Genomic DNA, 24,192 nt, shown 5'->3' on the forward strand with positions numbered 1-24,192 from the left:
GCCAGGAGGCCTTCCATGACCGACGTGCCCACCCCACCGACCCCGCCCACTCCGCCGCCTCCCGGCCCGCCGGCTCCGCCGCCCGGCAGCCCCTACCAGCAGTCGCAGCCGCTCAGCCCGGCCGACGAGAAGCTCTGGGCGACGCTCGTGCACATCGGCGGCATCTTCTTCAACTTCATCCCGGCGCTGCTCGGCTACCTGCTGCTGAAGGACAAGGGCCCGTTCGTGCGCGCGCACACCGCGACGGCGCTGAACTTCCAGCTCACCATGCTCATCGCGAGCATCGTCGGCGGCATTCTGACCATCGTCATCATCGGCATCTTCATCCTCGCCGCGGTCGGCGTGCTGATCATCGTCTTCAGCATCATCGCCGCCATCAAGGCGAACCAGGGCCAGCCCTACACCTACCCGCTGTCGATCAAGTTCGTGAGCTGATCGCCGCATCCTCGAATCGCCCGTCTCCCCCGCGGAGGCGGGCGATTCGGCGTTCCGGCCCGACGGGCGCCACCCGGGCTCAGTCGAGCAGCCGCCGGACCACGGCGTCGGCGAGCAGCCGGCCGCGGCGCGTGAGGGTCAGCCGGCCGCCGAGCGCCGCTTTCGGCTCGACGAGCTCGTCGGCGATGAGGCCGGCGACCGCCGCGCGCCCGGACTCGGGGAGCGTCGCGATCTCGAGCCCCTCACGGATGCGCGTGCCGAGCAGCACCCGCTCGGTCTCCCGGGTCGCCGCGTCGAGGGTCTCCCGGCCGACCGCCGGAGAGACGCCGGCGGCGATGCGGTCGGCGTACGCGGCCGGGTGCTTCGCGTTCCACCAGCGCACGCCGCCTACGTGGCTGTGCGCGCCGGGCCCGACGCCCCACCAGTCGTCGCCGCGCCAGTAGCCGAGGTTGTGCCGCGAGCGGTGCTCGTCGCCGCGCGCCCAGTTGCTCACCTCGTACCAGCCGAATCCCGCCTCGGCGAGCAGCTCGTCGGCGAGCTCGTACATGTCGGCAGCGAGGTCGTCGTCGGGCGCGGCGAGCTCGCCGCGGCGCACCTGGCGGGCGAGCTTCGTGCCGTCCTCGACGATGAGCGAGTAGGCGCTCAGGTGGTCGGGCGAGGCGGCGATCGCGGCCTCGAGGCTCGTACGCCAGTCCGCCAGCCGCTCCCCCGGGGTCGAGTAGATCAGGTCGAGGCTGACGTCGAGTCCCGCCTCACGCGCCCAGGCGACGACGAGCGGCACGCGCTCGGGATCGTGCGTGCGGTCGAGCGTGGCGAGCACGCTCGACACCGCCGACTGCATGCCGAACGACACCCGGGTGAAGCCGCCGTCGCGGAGCTCGGCGAGGTACGCGGCGTCCACCGAGTCCGGGTTCGCCTCCGTCGTCACCTCGGCGCCAGGCCGGATGCCGAACTCGCGGCGCGCGACCGCGAGCATCTCGACCAGCTGCGCGGCGGGCAGCAGCGTCGGGGTGCCGCCGCCGAAGAACACGGTGCCGAGCTCGCGCGGTGGCAGACCGGATGCCTCGAGCGCCGCCGCGCCGAAGCGCAGCTCGCCGATCGCCTGCGCGGCGTAGTCGGCCTGCGCGACCCCGCGCAGCTCGGTCGCCGTGTACGTGTTGAAATCACAGTAGCCGCAGCGCACCCGGCAGAAGGGCACGTGCACGTAGAGCCCGAGCGCGCGCTCGGCGGCGCCGTCGACCGCCTGCGCGGGCAGCAGCCCGTCGGACGGTGCGGGGTCGCCGATCGGCAGCGGTCCGGCCACGGCTCAGACGAAGGCGGGGTGCAGCGCGCGCAGCTCCCGCTGGGTGAGCTCGCGCCGGCGCCGGCGCACGGCCGGGGCGACGACGGCGCGCGCGCCGCCCGCCGTCTGCAGCACCGAACGGATCGTCAGCCACACGCTGTCGTCCTCGCGGCGCTCGAGCACGAACGACTCCTCGCCGCTCTCCTCGCCGTCGGCGGTGGTGCCGTAGGCGAAGCCGATGCGGTCGGGCTCGTCGATGACGTAGACGACGAGCACGTGGGTGTCGTGGTGCCCGAAGCGGCGCTGCGAACGGAGCGTCGCCGTCATGCCCGCGGCGAGGTACGGCGTGCCGTCGGCCGCGAAGCGCTGCTCGGTGTGCGGTTGGGCGCCGGCGGCGGGCACGCCCTCGACGTCGTAGGCGATGCCGGTGTACTGGGTGCCGGTGCCGGCGGTGACGTCGAGGACCTCGAATCCGGCGCCCCGCTGGACGCCCCACGTCATGAGTTCCTCGGCGGCCTTGTCGAAGCGTTCGCGCCCCGAACCGATCTTCACGCTGTCCTCCGCCGGGCGGTAGCCCTCCGGCGGGTAGCGGAGGAGATCGGGCGCCTGCGTGGCCCCGATCGCCCCGTACGTCACCGACTGGTCGGTGAACGAGCTCCGTCGCTTCATGACGCGCTCCCTACTTCTTCTTGGAGTCCTTGGACTCGGTGTCTCCCGACAGCGCGGCGATGAACGCCTCCTGGGGGACCTCGACGCGCCCGACCATCTTCATGCGCTTCTTGCCCTCCTTCTGCTTCTCGAGGAGCTTGCGCTTGCGGCTGATGTCGCCGCCGTAGCACTTCGCCAGCACGTCCTTGCGCATCGCCCGGATGGACTCTCGCGCGATGATGCGGGCGCCGATCGCCGCCTGGATCGGCACTTCGAACTGCTGGCGCGGGATCAGCTCGCGGAGCCGCCCGGTCATCAGCACCCCGTACGCGTACGCCTTGTCGCGGTGCACGATCGCGCTGAACGCGTCGACCTGCTCGCCCTGCAGCAGGATGTCGACCTTCACCAGGTCGGCGGCCTGATCGCCGGAGGGCTCGTAGTCGAGCGAGGCGTAGCCCGCGGTCTTCGACTTCAGCTGGTCGAAGAAGTCGAACACGATCTCGCCGAGCGGCATGTCGTAGCGGATCTCGACGCGGTCCTCGCCGAGGTACTCCATGCCGAGCAGGGTGCCGCGACGCGACTGGCAGAGCTCCATGATCGTGCCGACGTAGTCCTTCGGCGCGAGGATGGCGGCCTTCACCATCGGCTCGCGCACCTCCGCGATCTTCGCCCCGGTGGGGAACTCGCTCGGGTTCGTGACGGTGACGGTCTTCTTGTCCTCCGTGGTGACCTCGTAGACCACCGAGGGCGCGGTCGCGATGATGTCGAGCCCGAACTCGCGGCGGAGCCGCTCGGTGACGATCTCGAGGTGCAGGAGCCCGAGGAAGCCGGCGCGGAAGCCGAAGCCGAGCGCCACGGAGGTCTCGGGCTCGTAGACGAGCGCGGCATCCGAGAGCTTCAGCTTGTCGAGGGCCTCGCGCAGCTCGGGGTAGTCGCTGCCGTCGATCGGGTACAGACCCGAGAAGACCATCGGCAGCGGCTCGGTGTAGCCGTCGAGCGCCTCGGCCGCGGGCTTCACCGCGGTCGTGACCGTGTCGCCGACCTTCGACTGTCGCACGTCCTTCACGCCCGTGATGAGGTAGCCGACCTCGCCGACGCCGAGCCCCTTGCTGGGCGTCGGCTCGGGGGCGCTCACGCCGATCTCGAGGATCTCGTGCGTCGCCTTCGTCGACATCATCTGGATGCGCTCGCGCGGGTTCAGCTGCCCGTCGACCATGCGCACGTAGGTGACGACGCCGCGGTAGCTGTCGTAGACGGAGTCGAAGATCATCGCGCGGGGCGGCGCATCGGCGTCGCCCACCGGGGCGGGGATGCGCTGCACGACGCGGTCGAGGAGCGCCTCGACGCCGAGGCCCGTCTTGCCCGAGACCTTCATCACGTCGTCGGGCGAGCCGCCGATGAGGTCGGCGAGCTCGCGCGCGTACTTCTCCGGCTCCGCCGCGGGCAGGTCGATCTTGTTCAGCACCGGGATGATCTCGAGGTCGTTCTCGAGCGCCAGGTAGAGGTTCGCGAGCGTCTGCGCCTCGATGCCCTGCGCGGCGTCGACGAGCAGGATGGCGCCCTCGCAGGCCGCGAGGGAGCGGGAGACCTCGTAGCTGAAGTCGACGTGCCCGGGGGTGTCGATCATGTTCAGCGCGTACGCGACGTCGCGGCCGGACTCGTCGGCGACGGCCCACGGCATGCGCACCGCCTGGCTCTTGATGGTGATGCCGCGCTCGCGCTCGATGTCCATGCGGTCGAGGTACTGCGCCCGCATGTCCCGGTCGGAGACGATCCCGGTGATCTGCAGCATGCGGTCGGCGAGGGTCGACTTGCCGTGGTCGATGTGCGCGATGATGCAGAAATTGCGGATCAGCGCAGGGTCGGTGGCAGCAGGCACCGGCGGGTTCACAGCTCTCGGAGACATCGGTCGATTCTCCCATGACTTCGGGTGCGACTTTCGACGGATGCCCCGGTCAGGCCGCCGGGGCTACGCTGAGGCCCATCATGGCCGTGCTCGAAGCCCCCGTCGACGAGCGGGTGCAGCCCTCCGCGCTGCGCCCGGTCTTCATCGCGCTCCGCGCGGGACTCCACGTGCTCGTCGTCGGACTCGCCCTCTTCGTCGTCGTCCGGGCGCTCCTCGCCGACGACGGGCTCGAGGTGCCGGTCACGGTGCTCGCGATCGTGTTCCTCGCCTGGTACGGCGCGGGCGTCGCCGCCGCGCACCGGCATCTCCCGGTGTGGGCGCGCGTGCTCTGGCTCATCGGCCTGCTCGCGCTCTGGGCCGCGCTCAGCGTGCTCACGCCGGATGCGGCGTTCCTCGCGTTCCCGCTCTTCTTCCTCGAACTGCACGTGCTCGCCGCCTCGATCGCCGTGCCGCTCGTGATCGTGACCTTCGCGATCTCGGTGGCCAGCACGACGATGCACCTCGGCTTCGAGCCGGGCAGCGTCCTCGGCCCGTTCATCAGCGCCGGCGTCGCGATCGTGATCGGGCTCGGCTACCGGGCGATGGCGCAGGAGACCAGGGAGCGCCAGGCGCTCATCCTCGACCTCATGGCCACTCGCGAGGAGCTCGCCGCCGCCAGCCGGGAGGCGGGCACGAAGGCCGAGCGCGAGCGGCTCGCCCGCGAGATCCACGACACCGTGGCGCAGGGGCTGTCGAGCATCCAGATGCTGCTGCACGCGGCCGAGCGCGACGTGCAGGACGAGCGCACTCGGGAACGGCTGGAGCTCGCCCGGGAGACGGCGGCGGAGAACCTGCAGGAGACCCGGCGCTTCATCCGCGAGCTCACGCCGGCCCCGCTCGACGGCCGCGGCCTGCCCGCCGCCCTGCAGCGCCTCGTCGACGCCGCGAACGCGCAGGCGGAGCAGTCGGGCGCCGCGGTGCGGGCGAGCTTCTCGACGAGCGGGGAGCCGAGTCCCCTGCCGATGGCGGTCGAGGCCACGCTCCTCCGCATCGCCCAGGGCTCGCTCGCGAACGTCGTCGGCCACGCCAGGGCCACGCATGCCGAGCTCACGCTGAGCTTCCTCGGCGACGAGGTCGCGCTCGACGTCGTCGACGACGGCGTCGGCTTCGACCCCCGCAAGGCCGAGGCGGGCGACGGCTTCGGGCTGCCCGCGATCCGGCGCCGCGCCGAGCGGCTGGGCGGCACCGCCGATGTCGAGTCCGCACCCGGCGAGGGCACCGCGGTCGTCGTGCGCATCCCGGTGGTGCCGTCGTGATCCGGCTCATGCTCGCCGACGACCATCCCGTCGTCCGCGCCGGCATCCGGGCGATGCTCGAGGCCGACCCGGAGCTCGTCGTCGTCGCCGAGGCGGGCACCGCGGCCGAGGCGGTGCGGCTCGCCGCGGACGGCGGCGGCGACGGCGTCGATCTCGTGCTGATGGACCTGCAGTTCCCCGGCGAACTGCAGGGCGCGGAGGCCACCCGGCGCATCCGCGCCCTTCCCGACGCACCCCGCGTGCTCGTGCTCACGAACTACGACACCGACGCCGACATCCTCGGCGCGATCGAGGCCGGCGCGAGCGGCTACCTGCTGAAGGACGCGCCACCCGAGGAGCTCCTCGCGGCGGTGCGCCTCGCCGCAGCCGGCGAGAGCGCACTCGCCCCGGCGGTCTCGTCCCGGCTCGCGGCCGCGGACGGCACCGGTCAGCGCCTCACGGCTCGAGAGGCGGAAGTGCTCACGCTCGTCGCGGAGGGGCGATCGAATCGCGAGATCGGCCGGGCGCTGTTCCTCAGCGAGGCGACGGTGAAGAGCCACCTCGTGCACATCTTCACGAAGCTCGACGTCGGCTCGCGCACGGCGGCGGTGGCCCGGGCGCGGGAGCTCGGCGCGATCCGGGCGGGGTGACCGTGGTCCGCGCGCGCGTCGTCCTCGTCCACGGCATCCGCACCTCCGCCACGATGTGGCGCGCGCAGCTCGAGGGGCTCGCGCGCTACGACGTCGACGCCGTCGCGATCGACCTGCCGGGGCACGGGCGCCGGATGGGCGAGCCGTTCACCCTGGACGGCGCGATCGACGCGATCGCCGACGCGCTCCGCGCGGACGGCCCGGATGCCCCGGATGCCCCGGCGCGGCCGTCGCCCGTGCCTCGCTTGCTCGTCGGACTGAGCCTCGGCGGCTACCTCGCGATCGAGACGGCGGCGAGGCATCCGGAGCTGCTCGACGGCCTCGTCGCCGCCTCGTGCGGCACGCGGCCCCGTGGCGTGGGACTCCGCGGCTACCTCGCCCTGGCCGAGGCGATCGGCCGGCTGCCGGACCGGGGACGCGCGCTCAACGACGGGTTCGTCCGCCTCATGCTCTCCCCCGCCGCGGCCCGCGACGTCGTCGCCGGCGGGGTCGCGCTCGACGTCATGCAGACGACCCTCACCGCGGTCGGCGCGATCGATCTCGAGGCGGCGCTCGGCGCTCTACGCTGCCCGGTCTGGCTCGTGAACGGACAACTCGATCACTTCCGGCTCGAGGAGCGCCGCCTCGCCCGGGCGGTTGGCGACGGCCGGCTCGTCGTCGTGCCGGGCGCGACGCATCTCGTGAGCCTCAGCCGGCCCGAGGCGTTCACCGCCGTCGTGCTCGACGCCGTGGCCGAGCTCGAGCGTCGTGCGGCGCTCGGCGCGCGGACCCGGCGGGGGTCGGATCCGTCCGGCTGAACGCATTCGCTCACTTTGGTGCCGTCAGCGCGGAACTGGTATCGTTGCCTGTTGGCTTGCGTGTGGGTCCCACCCCGCACGAAACGTCGCGGCGGCCCCTCTACCGCTCGCGGCACATCCCGTACCGCACGACAACGAAAGAATCCACGTGGCAAACATCAAGTCGCAGATCAAGCGCATCCGCACCAACCGCAAGGCCGAGGAGCGCAACAAGGCCGTCAAGAGCGAGCTCAAGACCGTCGTCCGCGCTGCGCGCGAGGCGATCGCCGGTGGCGACAAGGACAAGGCGACCGCCGCCGTTCGCGTCGCGAACCGCAAGCTCGACAAGGCCGTCTCGAAGGGCGTCATCCACAAGAACCAGGCCGCGAACCGCAAGTCGGCGATCGCGAAGCAGGCCGCCGCGCTCTGAGTCGCAGCAGCATCCACGAAGGCCCCGCTCCGGCGGGGCCTTCGTCGTTCCCGCTGACGCCGGCTGCGTCGCACCCGTACCGCCGAGGTGACTGCTGCTGCCGACGGCTGGCGAGTCGCACGACGAAGTGCCCCATGCGCCAGCCGAAGGGGCGTCACGGGTGTTCCGTCGTGCAACTCGCGGATGCCGCGAAGCAGGAGCGGGCGGGCGGATGCCGCACTGGGGCAGACCGGAGAGAAGGGCGGAGTTCAGTCGCGGCCGCGGGAGGCGATGACGCCGATAAGCCGCTCGAGGGCGAACACGGGGTCGCGCTCGGCGCCCTTGACCGCCGCGTCGGTCGCGGCGAGCGCCTCGATGGTGCGGGCGAGGCCGGCATCGTCCCACCCGGCGAGGTCGCGGCGCGCGCGATCGACCTGCCACGGGGCCATGCCGAGCGAGGACGCGAGCTGCGCCCCACCGCCGCGCGCCCCGGACACCTTCGCCATCGTGCGGACCTTCATCGCGAACGCCGCGACGATCGGCACCGGGTCGGCACCGCTGTCGAGGGCGTGCCGGAGCGCGATGAGCGCTTCGCCGTGCCGCCCGGCGATGGCGGCGTCGGCGACGGTGAACGCCGTGGTCTCGACCCGACCGCCGTAGTACTTGGCGACGAGCTTCTCGTCGATGTCGCCGGGGGCGTCGGCCATGAGCTGCCGGCACGCGGCCGAGAGCTCGGCGAGGTCGTCGCTGAACGCCCCGACGAGCGCGCGCAGTGCGCCGGGGCTCACCTTGCGGCCGGCGCTGCGGAACTCGGTGGCGGCGAAGTCCTGCTTCTCGGCGTCCTTCTTGAGCTCGGCGCAGACGATCTCGATGCCGCCGCCGGAGCCGGCCCGGATCGCATCGAGCAGCTTCTTGCCGCGCTGACCGTTGCGGTGCCGCAGCACGAGCGTCGTCGACTCGGCGGTCTGCTCGAGGTAGTCGAGCGCGTCGAGCAGGAAGTCGTCGCTCGCCTTCTCGACGCCGGAGACGCGGATGAGTCGTGGCTCGCCGAAGAGCGAAGGGCTCGCGAGCGTCAGCAGCTCGCCCCGCCGGTAGGCGTCGGCCTCGAGGTCGCTGACCTCGAGCGCGGGGTCCTCGGTGCGGAGGAAGTCGCGGAGCATGCCGATCGCCCGCTCGGCGAGCACGTCTTCGGGACCGGCGACGAGCACCACCGGCGCCGGACGGACCGCGTTCCACGCGAGCTGCGGGATGGCCGCCTTCGCCTTCGGTGCGGCACGTGCCGCGGTGCGTGCCGCCACTGTCTCCTCCTGCCCGGCGGAATGCGCCGGCTCGACCTCCAAGTCTACGGCGGAGTCTACGGCCGGCCGCCGTCATCGCGGGCGGTGCTGCGCTCCCCGCCTGCGCCCGTGCCGACGGTGGCGCCGCCGCTCCGCGCTCGCTCCAGAGGCGGAGCCCCTCACCGTCGGCGCCGACGAAGACCGTGCCCATGAGATCGGTGCGTGCCGGGTGCACGCCGTGCCGCTCGAGCAGGCCGAGCAGCGCGCTCGTCGGGTGCCCGTAGCCGTTCTCGGCGCCGACGCCGATCAGGCCGAGCACGGCGCCCAGGCGCGCGTAGAGCGCGTCGTACTGGTCGGCCGAGCCGTGGTGGGCCACCTTCACGACGTCGAAGCCGCCCGGTCGCACCGCGTCGAGGCGCTGCGCGAGCGAGATCTGCGCCGTCTCGCCGAGGTCGCCGAGGAGGAGCGCGCTCGCTTGCCGACCGTCGACGGCGAGGACGACGCTCGCGTCGTTGCCCGGCCGCGTCCCCGCCTCGGGCCAGAGGACCCGCCATCGGAGGCCGCCGAGCTCGCCGTTCCGGCCGGTCTCGGCTTCGACCGCAGGCACGCCGCGGTCGGCGAATGCACTGAGCGCCCGGCGCGAGCGGGCGCCGTCGGGCGGGCCGTGCAGGACGGCGTCGACGCGCTCGGCCACGGCCGGGACGCCCCCGACGTGGTCCGCGTCCCAGTGCGTGAGCACGAGCAGATCGACGCGGTCGACCCCGGCGAGCTCGAGGCAGCGCCCGAGCGGGGCCGGATCGGGGCCGGTGTCGATCAGCATCGTGCGCCCCTCGGATCGGAGCAGGACGGCGTCGCCCTGCCCGACGTCGCAGGCCACGGCGAACCACGAGCTCGGCCGCAGCAGTCCCGGGAGCACCCGGGTGCCGATCGCCCCGCCGACGGTGCCTGCGAGGACGAGGAGCACCAGGGCGAGCGAGAGCACGGCCAGCGGGCGGCGCTGCGGCCGCCCGAGCACGAGCCGCAACGCGAGGGCGGTGGTAACGAGCAGCAGGGCGGCGCCGGGCGCACCCGGCGGCCACGGCAATTGGGCGGCGGGCGCGCTCGACGCCGCGTGCGCGAGCGCCGCGATCCAGCTCGCGGGGAGCCAGGCGAGCTGGGTGAAGGCGAAGCCCACCGAGGGCAGGATCGGGAGGGCGAGGCAGGCGAGCAGCCCCAGGATCGTGCCGGCCGGCGCCGCCGGCGCGGCGAGGAGGTTCGCCGCGACCCCCGCGAGCGGGATCGCCGGCTCGAGGAGCACGAGGATGGGCTGGCAGGCGAGCTGCGCCGCGATCGGCACGGCCAGCACGACCGCGAGCGGCGCCGGCATCACGCGCGCGAGCCGTGCGGCGAGCGGCGGGGCGAGCAGGATCAGGCCCCCGGTGGCCGCCACCGAGAGCGCGAATCCGAAGTCGCCCGCGTACCAGGGGTCGGCGACGAGGAGCACGATCACCGCCGTCGCGAGTGCCGGCACGCCGCCGCCCCGCCGCCCGCGGGCGAGGGCGACGAGCAGCACGATGGCCATGGCTGCGGCGCGCACGACGCTCGCCTGCGGGGTCACGAGCACGACGAAGCCGAGCAGCGCGCCGATCGCGATCGCCACCCGCGCCCAGCGCGGTGCCCGGCAGCGAGCCGCGAGCCAGAACGCGGCCGCCGTGATGATCGCGCAGTTCGCCCCGGATACCGCGGTGAGATGCGTGAGCGAGCTCGCCTTCATCGCGGCATCGAGCTCCTCGCCGACGGCGCGCTCGTCGCCGACCGCGAGTCCGGGCACGAGCGCGCCGCCGTCGCCGCCGAGCTCGGTGGCCGCCCCCACGAGGCCGGAACGCAGCGGCAGCGCCCACGCGGCCCACCAGGGCGGTGCGGCGACGCTCTGCGCGCTGCCGCCGCTCAGCCGGAGCGCCGCCCGCTCAGAACTCGGCTGCGGCGTCGCCCTCGCCTCGAACGCGACCTGCGAGCCGAATCCGATCCGCGCGGGATCCGCCTCGAACTCGGCGACCACCGGCAGCGCGCGCACGGCACGGCCCTCGAGCTCGAGCACCCGCGCGGGCGCGCGAAGCCGCTGCGAGACGGAGTCGGCCCGCCCCTCGGCCGCGGCAGCGCCGGGTTCGTCGGCGTCGTCGAAGGCCGCGGCCGCGAACGAGGCGTCGCGCGGGGCGCCGACGAGTTCGACGACCACGGCCGCCGAGGCGTCGCGCTCCCCCGCGAACGGCCCGCGCTCGCGCTCCACCAGGGCGACGCCGGCGCTCGTCGCGACGACTGCGGCGGCTGCGGCCGAGACCAGGGCCAGCGTCGCTGCCGAGCGGCGCGTGCGCAGGACCGCGAGCAGCGCGGCGAGGGCCGCTGCCCACGAGACCGCGGGAGCGATCCAGATCCCGACCCCGGCCTCGGGCAGCCGCACCGCCGCCCACGCGACGCCCCAGGCCACGAGCGCGGGCAGAACGAGCCGCAGATCCCGCACGGCGACGCCGGTCCCCAGCGGCGGTTCCTGAGCGCCGGTCACAGGGCGACCCGGTCGACCAGCCCGGCGAACACGGCATCGCCGATGCCCGCGACCTCGAGCAGCTGCTCGACGCTCGTGAAGCCGCCGTTCGCGGCCCGCCAGTCGAGGATCCGCTGCGCGAGCGCCGGCCCGATGCGCGGCAGGGTGTCGAGCTCGGCGAGGCCCGCCGTGTTCAGCCGGACCACCCCCGCGCCGCCCGCCGTACCCGGCGCACCGCCGGCTCCGCTCGCACCGCCCGCAGCGCCGGCCTGCGGGGGCGGCGCCTCTCCGGGCCGTGGGACGAGCAGCTGCTCGCCGTCGGTCACCGGTCTGGCGAGGTTCACCCCGCTCGCATCGGCCTCGGCCGTGAGCCCGCCCGCGGCCGCGATGGCGTCGACGACCCGCGCGCCGGGTTCGAGTTCGACGAGCCCCGGTTCCGCGACGGCCCCGAGGACGTGCACAAGCAGCACGGGCGACGCCGGAGCCCCGGTCAGCGCCCCGTCGGGCGCCGCGTCGGCCTCTGCCGCCTCACCGCCGAACTCGAGCGAACCGGCGTCCCCGCCGCCCGACCCGGCGAACGAGAGCAGTGCCGCCGCTGCGAGCGCCACGAGGAACACGACGATCGCCGCCCCGACGGCGATGCGGGTGCGCGCACCCGCTCGACGAGCCGAGGGCGCGAGCCGCGCCAGCGCCTCGTCGTCGCGCTCGTCGCCGTTCGGGAGTCCAGGCATGGGACGACGCTACGGTCGACCGCACCGGGCGGGACGCAGGCACCAGGAGTCGGTGAGCGCGAAGCCATCCGCCCCGCCTGTGGAGGACGGCCGGACGGCGCGCACGCCTGCCGATGCGCGCAGCCGCGGGCCGCGCCGGACCTACCCCCGCGTGGCGATGTTGACGAGCTTCGGCGCGCGCACGATGACGTTCACGATCTCGCGCTCGCCGATCGCCCGCGTCACCGCGACCGAGTCGCGCGCGAGACGCTCCAGCTCGTCGGCGGACACCTTCGGCGAGACCTCCAGCCGGTCGCGCACCTTGCCGTCGACCTGCACGATCGCGGTGACCTGATCCTCCACGAGCAGCGCCGGGTCGGCCTTGCGCCAGGGCACGAGCGCCACCGAGGGCTCGTAGCCGAGCCGCTGCCACATGTCCTCCGCCGTGAACGGCGCGAACAGGTCGAGGATCATCGCGGTCACCTCGGCGGCCTCGCGCACCGCGGCGTCGGCCGGGCCGGGGCCCTGGTCGATCGCCTTGCGGGTCAGGTTCACGAGCTCCATCAGGCGGGCGACGATGACGTTGAACTTGTACGACTCGGCCAGCCCCGGGGCATCCGCCAGCAGTCGGTGCGAGGCGCGCCGCAGCGCGCGGTCGCCCGTCGACCAGTCGACCTCGGGGGCGCTCGTCACGTCGTGCGCGACGCGCCACGCGCGAGCGAGGAACTTCGCGGAGCCGACCGGCGACACGTCGGCCCAGTCGATGTCGTCCTCCGGCGGCCCGGCGAACGCGAGCGTGACGCGGAGGGCGTCGGTGCCGTGCGCGGCGAGCTCGGAGGCGAACTCGACGAGGTTGCCCTTCGACTTCGACATCTTCGAGCCGTCCATGAGCACCATGCCCTGGTTCAGCAGGGAGGTGAACGGCTCGGTGAAGCGCAGGTAGCCGAGGTCGAACAGCACCTTCGTGATGAAGCGGGAGTACAGCAGGTGCAGGATCGCGTGCTCGACGCCGCCGACGTACTGGTCGACGGGCGCCCACTTCTCGGCCTCGGCCGGGTCGAAGGCGCGCGTGTCGTCGTTCGCGTTCAGGTAACGCAGGTAGTACCAGGAGCTGTCGACGAAGGTGTCCATCGTGTCGGAGTCGCGCTTGGCGGCGCCGCCGCACTTCGGGCAGGCCACGTTGACCCACGCCTCGGCCGCGCCCAGCGGGCTCGTGCCCTTCGGCTTCAGGTCGAGGCCGGCCGCGTCGGGCAGCCGCACCGGCAGCTCGGACTCGGGCACGGGCACCTCGCCGCAGTCGGCGCAGTGGATGATCGGGATGGGTGTGCCCCAGAAGCGCTGGCGGGAGATCAGCCAGTCGCGCAGCCGGAAGTTCTTCGCGGCGCGGCCGGTGCCGCGCTCGTCGAGGATTTCGATGGCCCGGCGGATGGCGTTCGACTTCGACAGCCCGTCGAGCGGCCCGGAGTTGATCAGCCGGCCCTCGCCCGTGAGCGCGACGCCGGTGGAGGCCGGGTCGAGCGGGGGCAGGTCGTCGGGCTCGATCGCGTTGCCGTCGGCGTCGGTCGGGATGACCGGGATGACGCCCGTCACGGGCGCGTTCGTGTCGACGACGACGCGCACCGGCAGCTCGAAGGCGCGGGCGAAGTCGAGGTCGCGCTGGTCGTGCGCGGGCACGGCCATGATCGCGCCGTGGCCGTAGTCGGCGAGCACGTAGTCGCTCGCCCAGATCGGCAGGCGCTCGCCGTTCAGCGGGTTGACCGCGTAGCGCTCGAGGAAGACGCCCGTCTTCGGCCGGTCGGTCGCGAGCCGGTCGATGTCGCTCTCGGCGCGCACGGACTCGAGGTACCCCTCGAAGTTGCGCTGCACCTCGGCCGAGGCGCCGCCCGCGAGCTCCGCGGCGAGCGGGGAGTCGACGGCGACGACCATGAAGGTCGCGCCGTACAGCGTGTCGGGACGGGTCGTGAACACGGTGACGCGCTCGTCGCGGCCCTCGATCTCGAACTCGACGTCGGCGCCCGAGGAGCGGCCGATCCAGTTGCGCTGCATCGAGACGACCTTCGACGGCCAGGTGCCCTCGAGCTGGTTGAGGTCGTCGAGCAGCCGGTCGGCGTAGTCCGTGACCCGGAAGTACCACTGGGTCAGCGCCTTCTTCGTCACGACGGCGCCGCAGCGCTCGCAGCGCCCGTCGACGACCTGCTCGTTCGCGAGCACCGTCTGGTCGTTCGGGCACCAGTTGACCTGGCCGGCCTTGCGGTAGGCGATGCCCTGCTCGTAGAGCTTCAGGAACAGCCACTGGTTCCACTTGTAGTACTCGGGGTCGCTCGTGTGCAGCTCGCGCGACCAGTCGAAGCTCGGCGCGTACTGACGGAACGAGCGCTTCTGCTGCGCGATGTTCGCGTAGGTCCACTCGCGCGGGTCGGCGCCGCGCTTGATGGCGGCGTTCTCGGCCGGGAGGCCGAAGGAGTCCCAGCCGATCGGGTGCAGCACGTCGAAGCCCTGGTGGCGCCAGTAGCGGGCGGAGATGTCGCCGAAGCCGAACGCCTCGGCGTGGCCCATGTGCAGGTCGCCGGAGGGGTAGGGGAACATGTCGAGCACGTACTTGCGGGGGCGGGTGTCGCCCTCGCGGCCCGCGCGGAAGAGCTCGCGCTCCTCCCACACCGGAAGCCACTTCTCCTGGATGGCGGCGAAGTCGTAGGCGTCGGCGTCGGGGCGCGGCACGGATTCCTGCTCGTTGACCACGTGACTCTCAATCGTGCGTATCTGCGGGGGTGGGATCGCGGGCGCGACGGAAGCGCGCTCGGTGCGAGGTTCCAGCCTATTCGATCGCGGCGTCGGGGGCGGCGCCGAGGGCGTCGAGCAGCGCCCGGGCCTTGACCCGGGTCTCCTCGACCTCCTCCTCGGGCACCGAGAGCGCGGTGATGCCGCCGCCGGTGCCGATCGAGGCGCCCTCGGGGGTCACGACGATCGAGCGGATCACCATGGCGAGATCGGCGCCGCCGTCGACGGAGAGCGTGCCGAAGGCGCCCGAGTAGACGCCGCGCTCCCCGGCCTCGAGCTCGTGCAGGATGCGCATGGCGCTCTCCTTCGGAGCCCCGGTCATCGAGCCGGCGGGGAACGCCGCGGCGACGGCGTCGACGGCGCCGAGCCCGGGTCGCAGCCGCGCGGAGACGGTGGAGACGAGCTGGTGCACGTGCGGGTACTCCTCGACCGTGTGCAGGCCGCTCACGCGCACACTGCCGAGCTCGGCGACGCGCGAGAGGTCGTTGCGCATCAGGTCGACGATCATGAGGTTCTCGGCGCGCTCCTTCTCGCTCGCGAGCAGCTCCGCGCGGAGGGCCGCGTCACGGTCCGGGTCGGGATGCCGGGGCCGGGTGCCCTTCATCGGCTTCGTCGAGACGAGTCCGCCGGGCTCGACGAGCAGGAACTGCTCGGGCGAGGCGCTGACGAGGGCGGTGCCCTCGAAGCGGAGCAGCCCGCCGTGGTGGCTGCGGCTCGTGCGGCGCAGTCGCCGGTACAGCTCGACGGGGTCGAACCGGCCGTCGACGTCGATCCGGTTGGTGAGGCAGAGCTGGTAGGCGTCGCCGCGGGCGATCGCCTCCTGGCAGGCGCGGATGCGTCGCCGGTACGCCGCCGGGGAGTGCCGCCAGCGGGGCCGGGCCACGCGAGCGGGCCCGGCGGGGGCGGGATCGAGGTCGGGCGTCGCCTCGGGCAGCGCGGCGATGGCCGCCGCGGTGCGCTCGGCCCAGGATGCCTGGGCCGCGACGAGGCCGGGATCCGCCCCGTCCTCGAGCCACTCGAGCCGCATCGTGCGGGCGCCGTGGTCGAAGACCACGGCGCGCTCGGCGAAGAAGAGGGCGGCCGCCGGCGATCCGGTGGACGCGGCGGGCAACGCCAGCGCGCGGGCGCCGAACTCGTAGCCGAACCAGCCGATCCAGCCGAGCGGGGTCGCGGCCGCGTCGCCGTCGCCGTCGAGGGGATCAGCCAGCTCGGCGCGGAGCCTCGTGAAGACGGCCGCAGGCGGCGTCGCGTCGTCGGCGACGAGGATCGCCGCGCCGTCCCGCGGCACGGCGATGACGCTCGTGCCCGAGCTCGCGTCGATGCCGGAGTCGAGCCAGGCCGAGACCGGGGCGTCGGCGGCGAGCTCGCGGTGCACGAGCTCCGGGTCGCGCCACCCGGGCAGCGGTCGGCGACGGAGGCGTCGGGGCATCCCCTCAGCCTACGGCGCACGCGGCCCGCGCCGCGCCCGCTCCCGCGCTGCGCGCGCGGCTCAGCCGAGCACGAGCTCCCGGTCGACGAGCCCCGCCGCGACCGGCGTGTGCGAGATGAGCACGACGGAGCGACCGGATGCCGCGTCGAGCAGCTCGGCGAGCAGCGCGTCCGCCCGGGCACGGTCGACGCTCGCGGTCGGCTCGTCGAGGACGAGGACGTCGAAGTCGGCGAGCATCGCCCTCGCCAGCGCGATGCGATGGGCCTGTCCGCCGGACACGAGTGCGCCGCGCTCCCCGACCGGCGCGTCGAGGCCGCCGCGTTCGCGCATCCACCCGCCGAGGCCGACGCGCTCGACCACCTCCTCGAGCTCGGCGTCGCTCGCGGTATCGCGGGCGAAGATCAGGTTCTGCCGGATCGACTCGTCGAAGAGCCAGGGCCGCTGCTCGACGAGTCCGATGCGGTCGCGCAGCCGGTGAGCGTCGAGCTCGCGCGCCTCGACGCCGTCGACGCGGTAGGAGCCGCCGTACTCGAGGAAGCGCACGAGCACGTGGGCGAGCGTCGTCTTGCCGCTGCCGCTCGGGCCTCTGACGAGCAGGCGCTCCCCCGGTCCCAGGTCCAGATCGACCGCCGGGAGCGCGTTCGGCCGGTCGTGACCGGTGGCGCCAGGCCAGTCGGCGTGCACGCCGCGGAGTTCGAGCCGGGGTGCCGCGCCACGGTCGGGCAGCGCGCGCGGCGCGACGGCCGGCACCGGGAGCTCCGGCGGCACCTCGGCGGGCACCGCGAGGGCGACCCGCTCCGCCGCCGAGCGCGCGACCCGCCAGGCCGCGGCCGCCGGCGGGATCGCCGCGGCCACCTCGGCGACGGCGAGCGGCACGAGCGCGAGGATCGCGAGCGTCGGTCCGTCGATCCCGCCGCTCGAGAGCACGGGGGCGGCGAGCCAGATCGCGACGGCCGCGCCGATGCCGCCCATGGCCGCCACCGCGGCGGCCACGGCGCCGGCGGCGACCGCGCGCGCCCGCGAGACGCGTCCGAGCTCCCGGGCGAAGCCGTCGATGCGGTCGAGGTCGGCGTCCGCGGCGCCGTAGGCGACGAGCAGCTCCCTGGTGCGGAGGTGCTCGACGACCGCCTGCTGGAGCCGACCGCGCAGCGGGGCGAGTTCGCGGTCGGCCCGCGCGCCCGCGCGGTGCTGGGCGAGGAGCGCGAGGCCGATGCCGGCCACGAGCACGAGGGCGAGCCCGGCCGCCGCACCGGGCGCGAGGAAGGCGATGCCCGTCACCGCGGCGACGAGCACGACGAGCGCGCTCACGACCGGCTGCACCACGCGGAGCGCGAGGTTCTGCAGCTCGTCGACGTCTCCGACGAAGCGGGCGAGCAGTTCGCCGCCGCGGGTGGCGGGGACCCCGTCGGGTGCCACGGGGAGCATCCGCTCGTACACTCCCGCCCGCACCGCGGCGAGCTGCCGGAACGCCGCATCGTGCCCCGCGAGGCGTTCGAGGTAGCGGAAGACGGCGCGCGAGAGCGCGAACGCGCGCACCCCGACGATGCCGAGGGAGAGGAAGAGGATCGGCGGCTGCTCGGCCGCCCGGGTGATCAGCCAGGCGCTCGCGGCGAGCAGCGCGACCGCGGAGCCGCCGGAGGCGATGCCGGCGAGCACCGCGGGCAGGAGCCGCGGGAGCGGCGGCATCGCCTCGCGCAGCGCGCGACGGGTGGCGGGATCAGTGCGCGACACGGGCGGCCTCCCGAAGCTCGACGGTGCGGTCGGCGGCCGCGACGAGCGCGGGGCGGTGGCTCGCGACGAGCACCGCGGTGCCGTCGTCCGCGAGCCGGCGCACTGCGGCCGCGAGCCGGGCCTCGTGGTCGGCGTCGAGCGCCGAGCTCGGCTCGTCGAGGATCAGCAGCCGCAGCCCTTCGGCGCGCACCCGGTGCCAGGCGCGGGCGACCGCGACCCGCTGCTGCTGCCCGCCGGAGAGGCCCACCCCCTCGGGGCCGACAAGGTGCGCGGGGTCGAGCCCCACGGCGAGCTCGGCGATCGCCTCCTCGAGCAGCGCCTCGGGCGCGCGCTCGCTGCCGAGCCGGATGTTCGACGCGACGGTGCCGGCGCGGAGCAGCGGCTGCTGGCCCGCCCAGGCCGCGCGCGGCCTGGCCGCGGGTCCCGCGGGCACGCCGTCGACCCAGGCCTCGCCGTCCGCCTCGGCGAAGCCGAGCAGCGCGGCGATGAGACTCGACTTGCCCGCACCGCTCGGTCCGACGAGCGCGACCACCTCCCCCGGCGCCAGTTCGAGGTCCACTGGGGCGGCGACGGCGCGGCCGTCGCGCAGCGCGGCGAACCGCTCCAGCCGGAGCGCCGCGCCGCCGTCCGCGCCGGACGTCGCCGAGGCCTGCATGGTCGCGGCGCGCACGGCCGAGGCATCCGCCCGCTCCCCCGCCTCGATGCGGTCGAGCGCCTCGCCGGAGGCCTCGAGCCCCTCGGTCGAGGCGTGGAAGGCGGCGCCCACGTTCCGCAGCGGCAGGAACACCTCCGGCGCGAGCACGAGCACGAAGAGTCCGGCGAACAGCCCCATCTCGCCGGAGACGAGACGCAGGCCGATGGAGACGGCGACGAGCGCGATCGACAGGCTGGCCCCGAACTCGAGCACGAAGCCGGAGAGGAAGGTCACCCGCAGCACGCGCATCGTCTTGCCGCGGTAGGCGTCGGTCGCGCGCCGGATGCGGCCCAGCTGGCGCTCCGCGCGATTGAACACCACGAGCGTCGACAGGCCGCCGACGATCTCGAGGAAGGCGGTCGAGAGCTGCTGCAGGCCCTCCCACTGGCGCTGCTGCACCTGCTTGGTGGCCAAGCCGATGAGCGCCATGAAGATCGGCAACAGGGGCAGCACGATGACGAGGATGAGCCCGGAGAGCGGGTCGGCGAGCCAGACCGCGACGAGCAGGATCGGCATCGCGACCACCGTGAGCACGAGCTGCGGGAGGTACCGGCCGAAGTAGTCGTCGAGGGCGTCGAGCCCCGGGCCGAGCAGCGTGGCGAGGCGCCCCGTGCCGCCCGGCTCGCCCGCGCCGCGGTCGACCGACTCGAGCACGGCCCGGCGGAGCTCCGCTTTCACCCGCACCGCCCCGGCGGCGCCGGACCACTCCCACACCCACGCCGCGAGCGCGCGCACGAGCACGCAGCCGACGAGCAGCAGCATCGCCCAGCCGAGTTCCGTCAGGGGGACGCCCGAGACGAGGTCGGTGACGATCCGGGCGAGCCCGTAGGCGAAGCCGATGACGGCGACGGCCTGGACGAGCGCGACCGCGCCGCCCGCGGCGAGGAAGCCGCGGGCGGCGCCGGAGCGCCGGATGAGGCGTGGGTCGAGCGGTTTCACGTCAGTGCGCGGCCGCCTCGATCGTCTGCCTGGTCACGCGCTTGCGGAAGATCCAGTACGTCCATGCCTGGTACGCGAGCACGAGCGGCAGGAAGATCAGCGCGGTCCAGCTCATGAAGGTGAGCGTATAGGGCGTGCTCGAGGCGTTCGCGATCGTGAGGCTGTTCGCCGGGTCGTTGGACGCGGGCATCACCTCGGGGAAGAGCGCGGCGAAGAGCCCGACCACGGCGGCCGCGATCGTGAGCGCCATGAGCCCGAAGGCCAGGCCCTCCTTCCCGCGCGTGTTCGCGAGCACCCCGCCGATGAGCGCGACGGCCGCCACGGCCGCCAGCCCCCAGAACCAAGCGGAGCCCTGCGCGACGCCCGTCCACAGCAGGAACGCCGCGGCGACGACGATCGTGATGACGCCCGCCCTCGTCGCGAGCCGCTTGGCGCGGGCCCGCAGCTCGCCCTCGGTCTTCAGCGCGATGAAGACGGCGCCGTGCGTGAAGAACAGCAGCAGCGTCGTGGCGCCGCCGAGCAGGGCGTACGGGTTCAGCAGATCGAACAGCGTCCCCGTGTAGTTGTGATCGGCGTCGAGCGGCACGCCCTGCACGATGTTCGCGAACGCGACGCCCCAGAGCAGTGCCGGCACGGCCGAGCCGACGATGATCATCCGGTCGAACCAGGCCTTCCACTGCGACTCGGGCCGCTGGTGCCGGTACTCGAACGAGACGCCGCGGGCGATGAGCGCGAGCAGGATGAGCAGCAGCGCGAGGTAGAAGCCGGAGAACAGCGTCGCGTACCACTCGGGGAACGCCGCGAAGAGCGCAGCGCCCGCGACGATCACCCAGGTCTCGTTGAGATCCCAGACGGGGCCGATCGTGTTGATCATGACCCGGCGGTCGGTGTCGTCCTTCGCGAGGAAGGGCATGGTCATGCCGACGCCGAAGTCGAAGCCGTCGAGCACGAAGTAGCCGACGAAGAGGAAGGCGACGATCCAGAACCAGAGCACGGCGAGATCCATGACGAACTCCTTCTAGTAGACCGTCGAGGGCTGCTCGACGCGTCCGGTCTCGGGGTCGGGGGCGCCGATCTCGGGCGGTCCCTTCCTGACGGCGCGGATGATGAGGCGCACTTCGACGACGGCGAGGATGCCGTAGATCAGCGTGAAGGCGGTCAGAGAGATGAGCACGTCGAGGCCGGTGACGTTGGGCGACACGGCCGACTCCGTGAACATCTGGCTGAAGACGATCCAGGGCTGCCGGCCCATCTCCGTGAAGACCCAGCCGACGATCATGGCGCCGAGCGAGAGCGGGAAGCTCCAGATCGCGACCTTCCACACCCACTTCTGCTTCGGCATCCGCCCCTTGCGGGTGAGCCAGAGCCCCACGACGGCGACGAGGACGTGCGCCATGCCGAGCCCGATCATCCAGCGGAACGCCCAGTAGGTGACCCAGATGATCGGCGTGTAGTCGCCGGGGCCCCAGAGCTCGGTGTACTGGGCCTGCAGATCGTTGATGCCCTCGACGCAGCCGTCGAGGCTGTGCGTCGACAGCAGCGACAGGAGATACGGGACGCGGATCGAGAAGAGCTCGTTCGTGCCGTCCGGCGTCCCGAGCGTGAAGATCGAGAAGGAGGCGTCCGCGCCGCACACGGTGTCGTAGGTGGCTTCGGCCGCGGCCATCTTCATCGGCTGCGTTGCGACCATCGCGAGGCTCAGCTGATCGCCGAAGAAGGTGGTCAGCGCGCCGGAGACGACCATCGCCCAGAGCCCGAACTTCAGGGCGGGGCGCATGGTGTCGAGGTGCTGGTTGCGCGAGAGGTGCCACGCGGCTGCGGTGATGATGAGGCCCGAGGACACCATGAAGGCCGCGGCGATCGTGTGCGGGAAGGCGGCGAGGGCCACGGGGTTCGACAGCACGGCCCAGATGTCGACGAGCTCGGCCCGGCCTCGCTCGGCGTTCACCTCGAAGCCGACGGGGTTCTGCATCCACGCGTTCGCGGCGATGATGAAGTACGCCGAGACGATCGAGCCGACCGCGGTCACCCAGATGGTGGCGAGGTGCAGCTTCTGCGGCAAGCGGTTCCAGCCGAAGATCCAGAGGCCGATGAACGTCGCCTCGAGGAAGAAGGCGAGCAGGCCCTCGAGCGCGAGCGGGGCGCCGAAGATGTCGCCGACGAAGCGGGAGTACTCCGACCAGTTCATGCCGAACTGGAACTCCTGCACGATGCCGGTGACGACGCCCATCGCGAAGTTGATGAGGAAGATCGAGCCGAAGAACCTGGTGATGCGCAGGTACTCGACCTTCGCCGTGCGCACCCAGGCGGTCTGGAAGATCGCCGTCGTCGTGGCGAGGCCGATCGTGAGCGGGACGAACAGGAAGTGGTAGACGGTGGTCAGACCGAACTGCCACCTGGCCAGCAAGAGCGGATCGAGCAGATCATTCACAGGGTGCCCCCTTCGCGGCCGTCCGGGCCCGAGCGGATGACTTCTACACCTCGTAGAAGCCTGCGCCATCCATTCTTCTACTCGATGTAGAAGAAGTGCAAGTCACGCAGTACGATGAAGCAATGGCAGGTCTTGGCGAGCTCGAACGAGCGGTGATGGAAGAGCTCTGGACGAGCGACGCCGCACTCACGGCCAATGAGCTGCGGGACCGGCTCGTGCTGACCGGTTCCGACAGCGGCCGTTCCCCCGCGACGACGACGGTGCTCACCGTGCTGTCCCGCCTCGAGCGCAAGGGCTTCGTCTCCCGCTCGCGCGACCAGCGCCCGCACCGCTACCGCGCGCTGCTCAGCCGCGCCGAGCACACCGCGGAGCTCATGCACGAGGTGCTCGACTCCTCGCACGACCGCGCCGGCGCACTCGCACGCTTCGTCGGCACCGTGACCGCCGGCGAGGCGCAGACCCTCCGCCGCCTCCTCGACGAGCTCAGCGCCCGGCACTGACCATGCTCGTCGTCGCGGCCGTGCTCGCGGCCCTCGCGATCACCCTCGCGTGGCCGGCCCCGCTCGCCCTCGCGAGCGCCGCATGGCCGGCCCGGGCTCCCGCCCTCGCCCTCGCCCTCTGGCAGGCGATCGCCCTCGCCGGCGGTCTCGCCATGATCGGGAGCCTCCTCGCCTTCGGCGCCTCCGCCTCCGGCTCGCTCCTCGCCGGACTCGAGGACCTGCTCCCCCATCTCGTCGACGGCCCGATCCCCGAGCACTACGGCGTGTTCGAGATCGCCGCCCTCACGCTCGCCGCGGGACTCGCGGTGCACCTCGCCCTGAACCTCGCCCTCACCGCGGTCTCGGCCGAGCGGGAGCGGCGGCGCCAGCACCAGCTCATCGATCTGCTGAGCGAGCCGCTGCCCGGCCAGCCCGGAACCCGCGTGCTCGCCCACCCGGTGCCCCTCGCGTACTGCGTGCCCGGCCTGCGCACGGCGACGGTGCTCACCGACGGCCTCATCGGCGCGCTCGAGGACGACGAGCTCGCCGCGGTCGTCGCGCACGAGCGCACCCATCTCGAGCAGCTGCACCACCTCGTGCTGCTGTCGTTCCGGGCCTGGCACAGCGCGCTGCCCTGGTTCCCGATCGCGAACCGCGCCGAGCGCGCCGTGTCGACCCTGACGGAGATGCTCGCCGACGACGGCGCCCGGCGCACGACCGGGGCCGAGCCGCTGCGTCGGGCGGCGGAACGCCTCGGCGCCGACGCGGAGCCCTTCGCCTACGCGGACGCCGGCGGGGTCCGACCCGACCCGGACCTGCTGGAGGCGCGGCTTCGCCGCTTGGACGAGCCGATCCAGCCGCTGCCGCTCGTCGAGCGCGTGGGCATCGTCGCGACCGCGGTCATCCTCGTCGCGACGCCCATCGTCTCGATGATCGCGATCCTCCGCTGAGGCCGGGCCGTCCCGCCGCGATCTCACTCCGCGGTACGGGGCGCACGCCCGCGTGATCACTCCCTGGTCGGATGTCCTCCCCAGCCACGGCCCGTAGGCTCGGTGACGATGAACGAGCTGCTCGATTGGATCCTCGACACCGTCCAGAGCGTGGACCCGGTGCTGCGCACCGTGCTGGCGGGGATCGGCATCATGCTCGAGACCTCGGTGCTCATCGGCCTCATCGTGCCCGGCGACACGGTCGTGATCGTCGCCTCGACGGCGATCGAGGACGGCACGCAGTACGTGGCGATGCTCCTCACGGTCATCGTCGGTGCGCTGCTCGGCGAGACGATCGGCTTCGTGCTGGGCCGCTGGTTCGGCCCGCGCATCCAGCACTCGCGGCTCGGCCGGCGCATCGGCGAGGCGAACTGGCAGCGCGCCCAGCGCTACCTCGACCGGCGAGGCGGGCCCGCGGTGTTCATCTCGCGCTTCCTGCCGGTGCTGCACTCGCTCGTGCCGCTCACCGTCGGCATGAGCACGATGAGCTATCGCCGCTTCCTCGCCTGGACCGCGCCCGCGTGCGCGATCTGGGCCGCCGCGTACACGACGGTCGGCTGGGTGGCGGCGGGCAGCTACCGAGAGCTCAGCCGCGAACTCCACTGGGCCGGCTACGTCTTCGTCGCCGTCATCGCGGTCTTCCTCATCGTCGTCTGGATCGCGAAGAAGCTGCTCCTGCGCTCGGAGGCCCGCCACCTCGAGGCAGCCGACGCAGACCCGGGCGACGTGGCCCCCACCGACGCCGTTCCGGCCGATGCGAGCCCCGCCGACGCGGCGCTCCGCGACGGCGAGGCGAGCCGGCGCACGACCGAGGGGCCGGAGCCCCGGGCGTAGCCC

Annotated in this window: 19 protein-coding genes and 1 pseudogene; 8 read left to right on the forward strand and 12 right to left on the reverse strand. The window is 73.3% G+C overall.

All coding sequences use genetic code 11. The annotated features are described in order from the left end of the window. Positions 1–15 precede the first annotated feature (15 nt). Positions 16–435 (forward strand): DUF4870 domain-containing protein, encoded by a 420-nt coding sequence (locus IEY71_RS16560; RefSeq protein ID WP_189086482.1) that lies wholly within the window; start codon positions 16–18, stop codon positions 433–435. Positions 436–514: 79 nt separating this feature from the next. On the opposite strand, the gene hemW is transcribed toward IEY71_RS16560, so the two are convergent. From hemW to lepA, 3 genes are read right to left on the reverse strand one after another with little or no spacing between them, the layout of a single operon-like run. Next, positions 515–1,738 (reverse strand): radical SAM family heme chaperone HemW, encoded by a 1,224-nt coding sequence (gene hemW / locus IEY71_RS16565; protein WP_189086483.1) that lies wholly within the window; start codon positions 1,736–1,738, stop codon positions 515–517. A gap of 3 nt (positions 1,739–1,741) precedes the next feature. Continuing rightward, positions 1,742–2,386 carry a DUF1990 domain-containing protein gene (locus IEY71_RS16570; protein ID WP_189086484.1) on the reverse strand — a complete coding sequence of 215 codons (645 nt, stop codon included), beginning with the start codon at positions 2,384–2,386 and terminating at the stop codon, positions 1,742–1,744. 10 nt (positions 2,387–2,396) lie between these two features. Continuing rightward, entirely contained in the window at positions 2,397–4,271 is a 1,875-nt protein-coding gene (gene lepA / locus IEY71_RS16575; RefSeq protein WP_189086485.1) for a translation elongation factor 4, read from the reverse strand. Between the two features lie 80 nt (positions 4,272–4,351). On the opposite strand from lepA, the gene IEY71_RS16580 reads away from it, so the two are divergent. From IEY71_RS16580 to rpsT, 4 genes are all read left to right on the forward strand, one after another. Next, on the forward strand, positions 4,352–5,566 hold the full coding sequence (locus tag IEY71_RS16580) for a sensor histidine kinase (RefSeq protein WP_189086486.1): 1,215 nt from the start codon (positions 4,352–4,354) through the stop codon (positions 5,564–5,566). Then, on the forward strand, positions 5,563–6,195 hold the full coding sequence (locus IEY71_RS16585) for a response regulator (RefSeq protein ID WP_189086487.1): 633 nt from the start codon (positions 5,563–5,565) through the stop codon (positions 6,193–6,195). The genes IEY71_RS16580 and IEY71_RS16585 overlap by 4 nt, the downstream gene beginning before the upstream one ends. Continuing rightward, on the forward strand, positions 6,192–6,992 hold the full coding sequence (locus IEY71_RS16590) for an alpha/beta fold hydrolase (RefSeq protein WP_229781812.1): 801 nt from the start codon (positions 6,192–6,194) through the stop codon (positions 6,990–6,992). Before IEY71_RS16585 ends, IEY71_RS16590 begins: the two co-directional genes overlap by 4 nt. Positions 6,993–7,140: 148 nt before the next feature. Continuing rightward, entirely contained in the window at positions 7,141–7,401 is a 261-nt protein-coding gene (gene rpsT, locus IEY71_RS16595) for a 30S ribosomal protein S20 (protein ID WP_189086488.1), read from the forward strand. Positions 7,402–7,649: 248 nt separating this feature from the next. On the opposite strand, the gene holA is transcribed toward rpsT, so the two are convergent. The 9 genes and pseudogenes from holA to IEY71_RS16645 form a co-directional block, all read right to left on the reverse strand. Continuing rightward, positions 7,650–8,678 carry a DNA polymerase III subunit delta gene (gene holA, locus IEY71_RS16600; protein ID WP_189086489.1) on the reverse strand — a complete coding sequence of 343 codons (1,029 nt, stop codon included), beginning with the start codon at positions 8,676–8,678 and terminating at the stop codon, positions 7,650–7,652. 355 nt (positions 8,679–9,033) lie between these two features. Then, positions 9,034–10,410, reverse strand: a pseudogene (locus tag IEY71_RS18630) (ComEC/Rec2 family competence protein); the annotation flags it as partial. 782 nt (positions 10,411–11,192) lie between these two features. Then, the gene (locus IEY71_RS16615) at positions 11,193–11,906 is read right to left on the reverse strand and encodes a helix-hairpin-helix domain-containing protein (RefSeq protein WP_189086490.1); all 714 of its coding nucleotides are present in this window, start codon (positions 11,904–11,906) and stop codon (positions 11,193–11,195) included. Between the two features lie 141 nt (positions 11,907–12,047). Next, positions 12,048–14,624, reverse strand: coding sequence for a leucine--tRNA ligase (gene leuS, locus IEY71_RS16620; RefSeq protein WP_229781814.1), 2,577 nt, complete (start codon positions 14,622–14,624; stop codon positions 12,048–12,050). Between the two features lie 76 nt (positions 14,625–14,700). Continuing rightward, positions 14,701–16,092, reverse strand: a complete 1,392-nt coding sequence (gene pabB / locus IEY71_RS16625) for an aminodeoxychorismate synthase component I (protein ID WP_189086491.1) — start codon at positions 16,090–16,092, stop codon at positions 14,701–14,703. A 60-nt stretch (positions 16,093–16,152) separates the two neighbouring features. Beyond that, entirely contained in the window at positions 16,153–17,823 is a 1,671-nt protein-coding gene (cydC, locus tag IEY71_RS16630; RefSeq protein ID WP_268243573.1) for a thiol reductant ABC exporter subunit CydC, read from the reverse strand. After that, positions 17,810–19,456, reverse strand: coding sequence for a thiol reductant ABC exporter subunit CydD (gene cydD, locus IEY71_RS16635; protein ID WP_189086492.1), 1,647 nt, complete (start codon positions 19,454–19,456; stop codon positions 17,810–17,812). Before cydD ends, cydC begins: the two co-directional genes overlap by 14 nt. Position 19,457: 1 nt before the next feature. Continuing rightward, complete coding sequence (cydB, locus tag IEY71_RS16640) at positions 19,458–20,462, reverse strand: cytochrome d ubiquinol oxidase subunit II (protein ID WP_189086493.1); 1,005 nt, start codon at positions 20,460–20,462, stop codon at positions 19,458–19,460. Positions 20,463–20,474: 12 nt separating this feature from the next. Beyond that, the gene (locus IEY71_RS16645; protein ID WP_189086494.1) at positions 20,475–21,887 is read right to left on the reverse strand and encodes a cytochrome ubiquinol oxidase subunit I; all 1,413 of its coding nucleotides are present in this window, start codon (positions 21,885–21,887) and stop codon (positions 20,475–20,477) included. Positions 21,888–22,009: 122 nt separating this feature from the next. Here IEY71_RS16645 and IEY71_RS16650 point away from each other — a divergent pair, with 122 nt between their 5' ends. From IEY71_RS16650 to IEY71_RS16660, 3 genes are all read left to right on the forward strand, one after another. Next, positions 22,010–22,387 carry a BlaI/MecI/CopY family transcriptional regulator gene (locus IEY71_RS16650; protein WP_189086495.1) on the forward strand — a complete coding sequence of 126 codons (378 nt, stop codon included), beginning with the start codon at positions 22,010–22,012 and terminating at the stop codon, positions 22,385–22,387. A gap of 2 nt (positions 22,388–22,389) precedes the next feature. Further along, complete coding sequence (locus IEY71_RS16655; protein ID WP_189086496.1) at positions 22,390–23,316, forward strand: M56 family metallopeptidase; 927 nt, start codon at positions 22,390–22,392, stop codon at positions 23,314–23,316. A gap of 108 nt (positions 23,317–23,424) precedes the next feature. Continuing rightward, positions 23,425–24,189 carry a DedA family protein gene (locus IEY71_RS16660; RefSeq protein ID WP_189086497.1) on the forward strand — a complete coding sequence of 255 codons (765 nt, stop codon included), beginning with the start codon at positions 23,425–23,427 and terminating at the stop codon, positions 24,187–24,189. Positions 24,190–24,192: the final 3 nt, after the last annotated feature.

The organism is Agromyces mediolanus, assembly GCF_014648575.1.
Classification (GTDB): Bacteria; Actinomycetota; Actinomycetes; order Actinomycetales; family Microbacteriaceae; genus Agromyces; species Agromyces mediolanus.

What these genes read in the sequence shown, in the direction of transcription:
- IEY71_RS16560 (WP_189086482.1), top strand. Translation starts at nt 16, where the DNA reads ATGACCGACGTGCCCACCCCACCGACCCCGCCCACTCCGCCGCCTCCC.
- IEY71_RS16570 (WP_189086484.1), bottom strand. Translation starts at nt 2,386, where the DNA reads ATGAAGCGACGGAGCTCGTTCACCGACCAGTCGGTGACGTACGGGGCG.
- lepA (WP_189086485.1), bottom strand. Translation starts at nt 4,271, where the DNA reads ATGTCTCCGAGAGCTGTGAACCCGCCGGTGCCTGCTGCCACCGACCCT.
- IEY71_RS16580 (WP_189086486.1), top strand. Translation starts at nt 4,352, where the DNA reads ATGGCCGTGCTCGAAGCCCCCGTCGACGAGCGGGTGCAGCCCTCCGCG.
- IEY71_RS16615 (WP_189086490.1), bottom strand. Translation starts at nt 11,906, where the DNA reads ATGCCTGGACTCCCGAACGGCGACGAGCGCGACGACGAGGCGCTGGCG.
- pabB (WP_189086491.1), bottom strand. Translation starts at nt 16,092, where the DNA reads ATGCCCCGACGCCTCCGTCGCCGACCGCTGCCCGGGTGGCGCGACCCG.
- cydB (WP_189086493.1), bottom strand. Translation starts at nt 20,462, where the DNA reads ATGGATCTCGCCGTGCTCTGGTTCTGGATCGTCGCCTTCCTCTTCGTC.
- IEY71_RS16650 (WP_189086495.1), top strand. Translation starts at nt 22,010, where the DNA reads ATGGCAGGTCTTGGCGAGCTCGAACGAGCGGTGATGGAAGAGCTCTGG.
- IEY71_RS16655 (WP_189086496.1), top strand. Translation starts at nt 22,390, where the DNA reads ATGCTCGTCGTCGCGGCCGTGCTCGCGGCCCTCGCGATCACCCTCGCG.
- IEY71_RS16660 (WP_189086497.1), top strand. Translation starts at nt 23,425, where the DNA reads ATGAACGAGCTGCTCGATTGGATCCTCGACACCGTCCAGAGCGTGGAC.